This is a genomic window from Vibrio sp. 10N.261.52.A1 (assembly GCF_002876325.1).
Classification (GTDB): domain Bacteria; phylum Pseudomonadota; class Gammaproteobacteria; order Enterobacterales; family Vibrionaceae; genus Vibrio; species Vibrio chagasii.
Genome location: NZ_MCYD01000951.1, coordinates 1 through 10686, shown reverse-complemented (window position 1 = coordinate 10686; position 10686 = coordinate 1). Strand labels below are relative to the sequence as shown.

Here is a 10686-nt window from a genome sequence, read left to right as displayed (position 1 = left end):
CTAAAGGTTTTTATAAAAATTAAAGAATAGCTAGAAGTTCAACTTCAAATACTAGAGCTGCAAATGGTGGGATTGCAGCACCTGCGCCACGCTCACCGTATGCTAGATCTTGAGGGATGTATAGCTTCCACTTAGAGCCAACAGGCATCATTTGTAGAGCTTGTACCCAACCTTGAATTACGCCAGTTACTGGGAATTCAGCTGGTTGACCGCGAGATACAGAGCTGTCGAAAACAGTACCGTCAGTTAGTTCGCCGTGGTAGTGAACACGTACTTGCTTGTCTGCAGTTGGGATTTCGCCAGTGCCTTCCGTTAGTACTTCGTATTGAAGACCAGACTCAAGAACGGTTACTTCTGAACGAAGAGCGTTGTCAGCTAGGAAAGCTTCGCCGTCAGCAGCTGCAGCTTTAGCTAGTTCTTGACGTGCAGCTTCACCGCGAGTGTGTAGCTCTTGTAGTGCGTTGTTGATTTCGTCAACTTCGATAGCTGGCATGTCACCAACTAGAGCTGTAGCGATACCAGCAGCGATTGCGTCAACGTTTAGGCCTTCAAGACCAGAACCAGCAAGTTGTTGGCCCATTTGTAGACCGATACCGTAGCTAGCTTTTTGCTCTACAGTTTCAAATTTTACTTCAGACATGAAAAGTCACTCTTTTTGTCAGTACGAAAAAGGTAAGAATACCAGTATTAGCAGCGTGAAGAAACGGCTAGTCCCTGATCACTTGCGCTTTACCGTGTCCAAATCACAGCCATGTCAATTTTCTTGCATTGAGCCCCGTTGTGACGGAAAGATCTATACTGTTGGTACTTTGGTTTTTATACTGTAGTTATTCAATTTATAGGACGCAGTGGTATGAATCGTCGTCAAAAGAAAAAGCAGAAAGTTGACCACTTAGCAGAACTCAAGGATCGACTGAATCAGGTCAAAGAGAAATTGAGCTCGATCGATATTAAAGGACTGAAAACCTCAGCAGTGCAAACTTGGGGCTCATTACCAAAATTACACCAAAGATTATTAATGGTGATTTCGCCGATCGTTCTTGTCCTACTTGTTGTGCCGTTGCCTGAACCTAAAGTAGAGGCAACTCCGGTTACATCTCGCGTTGCGCTAGAGATAAATACCGTTGGGTTGAGCGAACAGCAAAACACCAAGAGCAGCTCATCAGAGCCGAGTAACAATAATTGGCAGGAATACCTAGTTAAGCAAGGTGATACCTTGGCTCAGGTTTTTCGAAACAACGATCTACCACTGTCTGATTTAAATGCGCTAGTGCGTATTGAAGGCGCAGACAAGCCACTCAGCCAGATCCGCAAAGGTCAGTTAGTTCGATTCAAATTAGCTGAAACCGGACAACTTGATATCCTGCAATTAGAGAAGGGCGACACATCAGTTATGTTCTTCCGTTTATCTGATGGTGGTTTTGGCCGCAGCAAATAGATATCTTGCGTGAGTGACGAACTCAACAGTACGAACGAGACAAAAAAGAGCTAAGCATTAGCTCTTTTTTTTGGTCGCTTGAAAGGCGCGAGCGGTAAGATGATCAACATAATACCAATGAAGGTGAGTGTATCAGGGATCTCATCGAACCATATGGCGCCAATCAACGCGACAAACACCAAGCCTGAATATTCAGCGAGGGCAATCTGACTAGAGTGTGCTTTTTGGTAGGCGGCAACCGCAAGCCCGTTATAACTCAGTATGAGCGTCGCACTCAATGCTATGTATCCAAGATGTTCTAAAGACACCGGTTGCCAATACAATAAGCATAGTATTAACGAGGCTGGGATAGAGAAGAGGGTTGTCCACCACAACGTGGTCACCACAGATTGTTCACTAGGGAGCTTTCGTACCAATACATTGAACAGGGCAAGCGTTAGTGCAGTCCCCAATGCAAACAGTGCTGCCCAGTGAAATTGCGATGGCCGTAAAACGATTAGCGCGCCAACAAAGCCGACAGTGGTGGCGATGACTTTGCCAAGCGCAGGCTGCTCTTTGAGTAGAAGCACTGACAGAGGCAGCATCAACAATGGGGCTACGTAAAATACCGCGTTAGCTGTCGCTAAGGACATATGAGTGATCGCGACCACCATACACCCACTGCCGATTAGGATCAGCTGTCCACGAATTAAGGTGACCTTGGCTTGTTGTAAGCGGCGTTGTTCTTTGTTTTGTTGCAGCCACAAAGGAGTAATGAGTAACAGAGATATCAACTGACGGAAAAAAATATACTGAAGAGGCGGTACTTCACCATTCAATAATTTTACCGCTACGTCAGAGAGCGAGGCAAACAGGTTGCCCGCAATCAGCAATAGGATACCGACAGTGATATTCGACATTACTTCTCTAATCTCATGTCTACGTGCGGAATATCATCTTCCAAGTACATTTCAGATATCGTCTTGAATCCATGGCTTGCGTAGAAGCTTTCTAGGTGTTCTTGTGCACCAATATCGATGGTCGTGTTCGGCCATAATGCCTCACAGCGAGTTAATGCTTCTACCAGTAATTTATGCCCTAAACCGTTGCCTCTTGCTGATAGTTTGGTGGCAACTCGGCCAATACTGGCATTGTCATAAGTCGTGCCAGGTGGTAATAAACGAGCACAAGCGATGAGTACTCCGTCCGCATAGCCCATTAGGTGCTGAACACCTTCAAGGTTATCTTTGCCATCGAGCTCTGGATAAGGGCAAGTTTGCTCAACTACAAATACATCGACTCGTAGTTGCAGTAGTTGATAGAGCTGCTGTGTTGAAAGTTCAGAAAAGGGAATAGAGTGCCAAGTGATCATGTTTACATCCAGAGATTATCGATGCTTTGAATGTACTATGCACACTGACTGTTGGCATTAACTATTGTTAATTCGACCTTTAATTCTACTCAAGCTTATCGCCGTTATTCCTAAGTAGGCAGCAATTTGATTGTCGTTGAGGCGTTGTTCCAGATCGGGGTAGTGCTCACAGAAAAGCTGGTAACGCTGCTCTGGGGTATAGAGCAACATGAATCGCTCTTTGTTTTCCTTGTGCATCAGCTGGGTTTCTAACAACTTTAAATACAGAGGATTATTAGAGGCACGCCACTCGATTACGGCCTTCATTGGCAGTTCTAATAGCGTGATAGGTGTGAGGGTTTCAAGCAGGTAAGGGGACGCTTGGTTTTTTATCAAGCTTTCAAAGCCGATGATCCAGTCTTGCTCCCAGTAGAACTCTTTGCTGTATTGCTTGCCCTCATCAGTGAGGTAACAAGCGTGGCATAAGCCTTCAAGCACGAAGTAAATTGAGCCCGCCATCTCTCCTTGGTTAATAAGGATGTGTCTGGTTGGTAGCTCAAGAGGCTTGGCGACAGCGACTAGCGATTCAATCTGACTTTCTGAGAAGTCGAAGCTTTGCAGTTGTTCGATAAAAGATGTGTGCATGAAAATAACCTAACCCAAATAAGTGCTGAAATCATCGCACTTATTTGAGTGTAGGTACAGTTCGGGCTAAATCAGCGTTGAGTGTGCTGCTCTAGGTAATCTTGAGCAAGCTCTCGCCCCATGTACTTACCTAAGGTTTTCAATGGTACCTTCTTAAGGTTAACCACAATCAAGCCATCTAGCGCATCATTAAACGATGGGTCGACGTTAAAGCACACTAGCTTGCCATTCATCCCAAGATACTGGCGCAGTAGTACCGGTAATCCTTTTCCTTGCTCCATACGAGCTAACACTTTGGATAGTAGAGGCACACTTGCTAGTGAAGACAATAGGTGATTTTGCCAGAACACATGACTGCTAGTATTGAGCGGTGACGAAGGAGAAACCAGACTCGCCTTTTCTTCATCATAATGGTGAATCGATAAGGTCGTCGCGATCAACAGGCGTGCATTGTGGCTGTAATCATTACTGATACTGACCGGGCCAAATAGGTGAGTGTATTTAGGGTGTCGAGAGACAAAAGTCGCAATACCTTTCCATAGCAGTAACAGTGAATTGAGGCTCTTTTGATAAGGTTTACTCACTACAGAGCGACCAAGTTCAATACTGTTATCTAAGGTATCGATGAACTCTTTATTGTAGTTGAACAGGCTACGGGAATAGAGTTGGTCTAATCCGTGTTCGGCAATTAGCTTGTCGACCATACCCAGTCGATAAGCACCGACTAATTCGGCCTTAGCTTTGTTCCACACAAACAGTTGATGGTAGTAAAGATCATACTCATCCAAGTCACAAGCAAGCCCGCTACCTTCACCGACTTCTCGAAAGCTCTCTTCTCTGACTCGACCAATCTCTCGCATTAAATTGGGAATAGATTGGCTTGGCGTACAGTAGACCTCGAAGTCACCCTGTTCGAGTAGCATCGTTTCTTGAGGTAGTGAGTCTATCTCTATTGCCAATACTTCTGGTGATATTGGCGCAATCACTTGGGTATCGAAAGAGGGGGCGTGGATCTGCGTGGTCGGGCTATCTTGTTGACTCATAAGATAGGTGTTGAGCCTTAGATAGTTGACGATATCCATCTCTTTTTCAAACGATTTTATCTCTGAATACGGAATCGATGAGCCAATCGAGATAGAGATAGTTGTCGCCTGTTTATTGAGAAGTTCACGCCCGAGTAGCGCGGTTCTCAGTAGTGGATGCACTCGACCGGCTTGATAGAACAGCTCACTGTTTTTTCCATTGATAAAGATTGGAACTGTCGTCGCTTGATGGCGCTTAACAAATTTAGCAACGGACTTGCTCCACTCAATGTCGGTAAGTGTTTTTGCTCCTTTGCGGTAGCTGGATACTTCTCCGGCTGGGAACACGATCAGCAGCCCACCATCAGCTAGGTGATGATTGGCATCTCGAATGGCCTTGGCATTGGTCCTTTTCGATTCTTTACCATTAAAGACATCAACACCAATGAAAAGATCATCCAGTTCAGGTAGTCGTTTGAGTAACTCATTCGCCAACACCTTCACATCCTTTCTTACTGATCCTACGAGATCAGCTAAGATCACTCCTTCAATCGCGCCGAGTGGGTGGTTCGCTACAATCACAACAGGGCCTTCTTCAGGAATGTTTTCCGTGCTTCCTGATGCAATGGAGTAGTCGATATTGAGCGCCGACAAGGTGTAATTCATGAATTCGAAACTAGATAACTCGTCTTGGCGATCTTGATAGAGTCGGTCTAGCTTAGATAGCCCAGTTGCCCACTCGACAACAGACTCACCCAAACCAAAAGGCGTGTAACGTGGTAAACGAAAAGGACTATCAATCATAATGAAGCTACCTTATTGACTAAAGTTATTTAGGAAACCGTCTTGATTCTTGAAATCTTTCACACTTAAAAACGCACCGCATAACCAAACCAGGCATGCCATGCCAAACAACAACCCGCCGTCGTAACCGACTATCTCGCCTGCTGCATTGAACTCAGGCATTTGAATGCCGAGTGGCGTAAACAGGTGGAAGAAAATTGCGCCACTCATGATCCCTAAACTCATAATGGCACCCAGGCCATGCCAGCGAGTGAACAGTAGAATGGCTGCAATCAATTCAGCGATGCCTATCAAATAGCCACCAAACGAACCGAACCAGCTTAAGCCTGACCATGTCGCGAGCGTGCCAAATATATGCTCTGTCTCGTATGAGCCTGTGAATTTAAAAAACAGCGACTGAATGAACACAAAAGCGATTAATGCTGCCGGAAGATGTTTAGCGGGTGTGAATGTCATGGTTATTCCCTTACTTAATCAGCTTCGGCCAAGCTTTATCGGCTTGTTGAATATGCTGGGCACGGTCTTTCTCCCAGGTCTCCTGAATCTCTTGGTCGTAGTTCAGGTAAAGTTTGTCATCCACTATGGTCCAATACTGTGGATCGCCTGGAGCAAAATCGTTTTTGGCAGAAACGGCCCATGCGCAATAACCACCATATTGAGGGGCATATTTTTCAGGATTATTAACAAATAAAGTCAGATTCTTTTCAGAAGAGAAATACCAATCCGCACCTTTGTATTCAGTGCTGAATTGTTTACTGCCTTCAACAGGCTTGCCTGAGGTGAAGTAAGCTACGGTATCGTAGCCATCGAGTGCCTTACTGCTAAAGAAGCCGGTATAGATTTCATCGGCGGCAAATACGTAAGGACTGACAAGTAGCATGACCATGGTGATTAGTTTTCTCATGATGGACTCCATCTATAGATTGATTGCTGGTGATAAATCAAAGGTAAAGCGCTGCTGATTTATCTGGCACGGTTTGATTGGTTCGCAAGGTGAGCCGGATGCATAAAACATCGAGGCTTGACCGTGCAAATTACGTAAATGGGTAAAGCTGACTGTGTGTGCGTCTTGACGATGCATGCAGGTTGCTAAATGAGGCTGTTCACTATGATGGTGAGAGTGAAACTTGAGCAAGTTCTGCTGATTCTTCCCCATCGCGACCAGTTGATCGTATTGGGCTTGTCGGTAGGCTTGTACTCGTTCTAAATCAACACCGGATGAGAACAGTGGTGAGTCGGTTTCCACTATTTTCTGTTGAATACCATCCCACATGTAGGCAATTACCACACCGTTGCGCTGCGTTAAATTCGGAGCAAAAGCCAGTAAGGTAAATGGGGCAAACGAGTTTAGGTTGAGCCTATGAAAAGCCTCGGAAAGCTGACTGAGATTACGACTCGAGGATAGGTTTTTCAGTAATAAACCACGGCTGACTAAAGGGCCGACTGGAACTATGCCTTGATAGTTGTTGAGCAGGCATAGTGAAAGCCCGTACTGGTTAATGCTGATCCAGCTACCACCGCCTGTTGGGTCGAGTGGCATGATGATATCGACACCGTTAACTTGATACTGTTTAGGTGGCATGGCTAATGCTCGTGTCTTTTGTTCATCACGATTAAAAAAGACCTGATAACCATTTTCTTCAAGTAACCAAGATACTGAACACATGATTATTGCTCCCTCAGATAGCTACTAGTGGTTGGGGCATAACCAAAGGTGTTACAGGTTTCAACATCAAGGAAGGTGGTGATCACTTTGATCATCGCGTAGTGATGATTGGCGTGCAGCGCTGCAAAAGTCACTTCTCTTTCTAGTGTTGAAGGTAGGCTAGCGAACACTTGAGTATCCATCGAAACCTCAGTTTGGATCGTGATAGGTGCTTCTAGATCATGATGGTCTAATCGCTCCAGCCAATTGATTACGTAGTGGATCTCTTTGATTGCCATCGACCTATCGTATTCGACTGGGTGACCACGACGGCGAGTGTTGTAATCAATGGTCGCATCCTCTTTCAAAATCAAAGCGTGAAAAAGATCCAGCGTATGGCGAGTATGCTCACCAATAGAGCTAGTGACGTGTGGCTTAGCACTCGTGAGATAATCGCTATCAGAAATTGCTGTCAGAAACTCTAGGCCTTGATTCAGTATCTCTACCGCTCCCTTGATACTAGGAGAGACAGCGGCAAAGGCGCTCGGCTGGGCTATCGGGTTCATGCATGTTCCTCATATAAAGTTAGTCGGTGGTTGGATATTGTTGAACAAGGCGTCGCTCTTCTTGCCATGCGTTAAACAGGCTCTTAAAAGATGGAGGCTGGTGGCCTCGCTGTTTCTGTTGAGCGCCGATGTCAAAAAGAATGCGGTATTGTTGAAGTAACGTAGAAAAAATCTCTCGCAGTGGGGCATTGCGATCCCATATGTGCCCAGCTTCACTGCTTGCACCATTGACTTCAAGGATAGTGAAATCCTCACCTCTCATTAGGCTGTGCATGTCCTTAAACTTGACGTCGAGTCGACCAAAGTGGAAGCCATCGAAGTCGTCAAATATTTCATCTAAACGTTCGGTTAGAGCCTGAGTGATGTATTGATTACCATCTCGGAAGATACAGCCACGGCTATGGCTACCTGCAAACGCAAGTTGGAACTCTTCGCCCTCTGCGAGTACTTGATCCAACTTATCTTCATGCCTTGGTAGATAAAGGTGACTGAGCTGCCCTGCTCGCGGGTTATCTTCTATTAATTGCTTGAGTGTCGAAGTGCCATCGCCAGTCACCATTGGCGAATATTTGAGAGTGATCGAAATGATCTCGCCTTGTTTGCTATTCGGGTAACGAACATAAAAAACACCAGCCTCAGCTTGATAAGGCGCCTTTTCTTGCAGCAAAAAGCGAGCATGATTTGGGAAGGATTCAATATATTGCTCAAGTTGATCTTGGTTATTGATCAGCTTGACGCCCACGCCTCGGCAACCAAGATCCGGTTTCGCCACAATAGGGAAATCAAGATCCGATTGGATGAGTGCACTGAGCGCATCTTCTGCTTGTTTCTTGCTGCTGAGATCAGTTTTGGTGAGGGTGATAAACGGCGAGATCCAGTGCTGGCTTGACGATCCGGCAAGGCTCAGTATCTCGTGTTTTGATTCACCAACCATGCCGCTGAGTTTGATACTCGGGTTGGCAATGAGTGGCAGTGCCCAATCAAAGTGCCGTAACCCTTGAATCAGACTCTGAATCACGACAGGTGTATAGAAAAACCAAGTCGGAAGAAACTCATAAGGAGAGACACTGCGCACAGTATCTTCTTCAAGCAGAGGCATGCCTGCATTGATTTGATGTGCGGGAATAACGCGAATATCTTGCGGTGAACTCATGATAATCCTCTAGAGTAGGTTTTATTCATTAATCGATTACCGACAAGCAGCAAAGCGATGGCACACGGGATGACGATCCATTGATATTCAGAGGCTTGCAGCCACGCTGATGTCCCTAAATAGTAGATGGCAGAGAAGACAATGCCAGTCCATAACGCAGTGGCGCTGATCACGGCAAACAAGAAAGTAGGGAGAGGGATGGCGAAAAAACCACTTAAGGTAAAACCAACCGTGCGTAGCCCAGGAATAAAGCGGATAACGAAAAGGCTGCTGAATGCGTTTTGACGTAATTTGGTGCGAAGTGCACGAAAGTACCGATTGGTGAGTGCCTTATAACGAACGCCTCTAAAATAACGCCCTGATTTACCAAGGTAATAAAGACCAAGATCACCAGTGGCAATGCCAATGAAAATTGCAAGTAACGCATATTGAGGAAGAATGAGCCCTTGCGTGGCTAAACCGGCAGCAGTCACAATCGCTAGGTCTTCAAGCAGGTAAGAAAGCGCGATGATGCCAAGCATTAGCCATAGCAGCGACTCCTCTCCTGAATGTAACCATGCTTGAATGCTCTCGGCGGTACTCATCAAATGTCCCTATTTATCCTATAGATGAATGGTTTTTGACCATTCACTGAGTGTAGTAAATTAAATAGACAGGAGGAGCTCTGAAAAACTTACAGCGAATTGCAGCTTTTTTACGTTGATTGGATTCAATAGGTGATTTGAGGTGTGCGATATTAGGCGAAGAATGAGCAGGAGTTTAAGCTTCGCAAGTTAAGGCTTTACACTGAGAATTTAGATAAGAAAAGAAAAAGGCTGAGTCGTTAAACTCAGCCTTTTAGAAGGTTAACTATTGATTACTAGAGTAATCTATTTAGTTAGATCAATTTGGTAAACGCCGAAACCAACATCGTCAGTGGCAACACGTTTCATTGGGTATTGACCCTTCTCTTTGATGAACTGTGCCGCTTTCTCACTTGGCGAAGTTTCAAAGCGGATATCTAGCTTTTTATCCGTTTTGATTGGTGCGAATGACCAGTTGTTATCAGCTGTTGGGCTCACTTGGCCTTGCTCTTTGCTTACGCGAGAGATGTAGTTCGCCAGTACAGTACGGTTCTCATCTGGTGCATCAAATGCGATGAAGTCTTCACCTGTGCCTGGGAATTTAGCGCTGTAAGCTCGGTAGTTGTTGGTTGCGATCAGGAAGTCTTGTTTCATGTCGATTGGCTTACCTTGGTAAGTTAGGCCAACAATACGCTGAGAATCAGGGTTAACCACTTTACAGTTTGCATCGTATTTCGCAGGCTGAGTTACGTCGATTTGGTAATTCACACCGTCGATAACATCGAAGTTGTAAGTACGGAAGTTATCCCACTCAATCAGCTGTTGTGGTGCTGTTGAGTTCACATCGATTTGGTTGAATTGGCCAGCAGAACACTCAAGCCACTCTTTTACTTCGTGACCCGTTACCTTCATCGCAACTAGCGTGTTCGGGTAAAGGTACAAGTCAGCAGCGTTACGGAAAGTTAGTTGACCAGATTCAACTTCAGTGAAGTTTGCTGGGTCATTCTTACGACCGCCTGCTTTGAATGGTGCCGCTGCAGAAAGTACTGGTGTACCGTCTAGGTCAGGGTCGCCTTGGATGAATTGCTCTACGTAATCTTTTTGTGCAAGGTTAACGATCTGTACGGTTGGATCGTCTTGTACTAGAGACAGGAAGCTGTACATCACGTCATCTGCTTTACCAATTGGTTGGTTCACAAAATCACGAGTAGCTTGGTGGTCTTTTTCTAGTGCTGTTACGATGCCTTCATCCGCTGCAGCCAGTGATTTCTTCTCGATCTTGTCGTAGATAGGGCGAGCTTCAGATTGGCCTTTTACTACTTCCCACTTACCGTCTTTTTGCGCCAGTGTTAGGTCCATAACACCTACGTGGCTACCCCAACGACCTGGCATTACTGCCGCAACACCGTTCATGGTGCCGTTTTCGTTGTCAACGCCTTGGATGTTGTCGAAGCCTTTACCTGGGAATACGGCGTGAGAGTGACCGAATGCAATCGCATCAATACCTTCTACTTCAGATA

Annotated in this window: 13 protein-coding genes; 1 reads left to right on the top strand and 12 read right to left on the bottom strand. The window is 45.5% G+C overall.

Annotated elements, in window-relative coordinates:
- Positions 1–19 precede the first annotated feature (19 nt).
- Positions 20–640, bottom strand: coding sequence for an FKBP-type peptidyl-prolyl cis-trans isomerase (locus BCT81_RS20685; protein WP_008220519.1), 621 nt, complete (start codon positions 638–640; stop codon positions 20–22).
- A gap of 213 nt (positions 641–853) precedes the next feature.
- Here BCT81_RS20685 and BCT81_RS20680 point away from each other — a divergent pair, with 213 nt between their 5' ends.
- Positions 854–1438: a LysM-like peptidoglycan-binding domain-containing protein gene (locus tag BCT81_RS20680; protein ID WP_102425668.1), complete on the top strand. Its 585-nt coding sequence runs from the start codon at positions 854–856 to the stop codon at positions 1436–1438.
- A 50-nt stretch (positions 1439–1488) separates the two neighbouring features.
- Here the strand turns inward: BCT81_RS20680 and BCT81_RS20675 are convergent, their stop codons facing one another.
- From BCT81_RS20675 to BCT81_RS20625, 11 genes are all read right to left on the bottom strand, one after another.
- The gene (locus BCT81_RS20675; RefSeq protein ID WP_102425667.1) at positions 1489–2337 is read right to left on the bottom strand and encodes a DMT family transporter; all 849 of its coding nucleotides are present in this window, start codon (positions 2335–2337) and stop codon (positions 1489–1491) included.
- A complete protein-coding gene (locus tag BCT81_RS20670; protein ID WP_102425666.1) occupies positions 2337–2789 on the bottom strand; it encodes a GNAT family N-acetyltransferase in 453 nt (150 codons plus the stop codon). The genes BCT81_RS20675 and BCT81_RS20670 overlap by 1 nt, the downstream gene beginning before the upstream one ends.
- A 57-nt stretch (positions 2790–2846) precedes the next feature.
- A complete protein-coding gene (locus BCT81_RS20665; protein WP_008220511.1) occupies positions 2847–3413 on the bottom strand; it encodes a Crp/Fnr family transcriptional regulator in 567 nt (188 codons plus the stop codon).
- A 71-nt stretch (positions 3414–3484) separates the two neighbouring features.
- The gene (locus BCT81_RS20660; protein WP_102425665.1) at positions 3485–5239 is read right to left on the bottom strand and encodes a lysophospholipid acyltransferase family protein; all 1755 of its coding nucleotides are present in this window, start codon (positions 5237–5239) and stop codon (positions 3485–3487) included.
- A gap of 12 nt (positions 5240–5251) precedes the next feature.
- Positions 5252–5695: a hypothetical protein gene (locus BCT81_RS20655; protein ID WP_102425664.1), complete on the bottom strand. Its 444-nt coding sequence runs from the start codon at positions 5693–5695 to the stop codon at positions 5252–5254.
- Between the two features lie 10 nt (positions 5696–5705).
- Positions 5706–6143 carry a YHS domain-containing (seleno)protein gene (locus BCT81_RS20650; protein ID WP_102425663.1) on the bottom strand — a complete coding sequence of 146 codons (438 nt, stop codon included), beginning with the start codon at positions 6141–6143 and terminating at the stop codon, positions 5706–5708.
- Between the two features lie 12 nt (positions 6144–6155).
- On the bottom strand, positions 6156–6905 hold the full coding sequence (locus tag BCT81_RS20645; protein WP_102425662.1) for an NRDE family protein: 750 nt from the start codon (positions 6903–6905) through the stop codon (positions 6156–6158).
- A gap of 2 nt (positions 6906–6907) precedes the next feature.
- On the bottom strand, positions 6908–7450 hold the full coding sequence (locus BCT81_RS20640) for a hypothetical protein (RefSeq protein WP_102425661.1): 543 nt from the start codon (positions 7448–7450) through the stop codon (positions 6908–6910).
- Between the two features lie 19 nt (positions 7451–7469).
- Positions 7470–8603: an ATP-grasp domain-containing protein gene (locus BCT81_RS20635; protein WP_102425660.1), complete on the bottom strand. Its 1134-nt coding sequence runs from the start codon at positions 8601–8603 to the stop codon at positions 7470–7472.
- Positions 8600–9187, bottom strand: a complete 588-nt coding sequence (locus BCT81_RS20630) for a DedA family protein (RefSeq protein ID WP_102425659.1) — start codon at positions 9185–9187, stop codon at positions 8600–8602. The genes BCT81_RS20635 and BCT81_RS20630 overlap by 4 nt, the downstream gene beginning before the upstream one ends.
- A gap of 285 nt (positions 9188–9472) precedes the next feature.
- Positions 9473–10686, bottom strand: a 1214-nt coding sequence (locus BCT81_RS20625; RefSeq protein WP_102425658.1) for a bifunctional 2',3'-cyclic-nucleotide 2'-phosphodiesterase/3'-nucleotidase, incomplete at its 5' end; no start/stop codon positions are given.

Coding starts and splice junctions, on each gene's coding strand:
- BCT81_RS20640 (WP_102425661.1), bottom strand. CDS start 7,450: ATGAACCCGATAGCCCAGCCGAGCGCCTTTGCCGCTGTCTCTCCTAGT.
- BCT81_RS20630 (WP_102425659.1), bottom strand. CDS start 9,187: ATGAGTACCGCCGAGAGCATTCAAGCATGGTTACATTCAGGAGAGGAG.
- BCT81_RS20635 (WP_102425660.1), bottom strand. CDS start 8,603: ATGAGTTCACCGCAAGATATTCGCGTTATTCCCGCACATCAAATCAAT.
- BCT81_RS20680 (WP_102425668.1), top strand. CDS start 854: ATGAATCGTCGTCAAAAGAAAAAGCAGAAAGTTGACCACTTAGCAGAA.
- BCT81_RS20660 (WP_102425665.1), bottom strand. CDS start 5,239: ATGATTGATAGTCCTTTTCGTTTACCACGTTACACGCCTTTTGGTTTG.
- BCT81_RS20675 (WP_102425667.1), bottom strand. CDS start 2,337: ATGTCGAATATCACTGTCGGTATCCTATTGCTGATTGCGGGCAACCTG.
- BCT81_RS20670 (WP_102425666.1), bottom strand. CDS start 2,789: ATGATCACTTGGCACTCTATTCCCTTTTCTGAACTTTCAACACAGCAG.
- BCT81_RS20655 (WP_102425664.1), bottom strand. CDS start 5,695: ATGACATTCACACCCGCTAAACATCTTCCGGCAGCATTAATCGCTTTT.
- BCT81_RS20685 (WP_008220519.1), bottom strand. CDS start 640: ATGTCTGAAGTAAAATTTGAAACTGTAGAGCAAAAAGCTAGCTACGGT.
- BCT81_RS20645 (WP_102425662.1), bottom strand. CDS start 6,905: ATGTGTTCAGTATCTTGGTTACTTGAAGAAAATGGTTATCAGGTCTTT.
- BCT81_RS20665 (WP_008220511.1), bottom strand. CDS start 3,413: ATGCACACATCTTTTATCGAACAACTGCAAAGCTTCGACTTCTCAGAA.
- BCT81_RS20650 (WP_102425663.1), bottom strand. CDS start 6,143: ATGAGAAAACTAATCACCATGGTCATGCTACTTGTCAGTCCTTACGTA.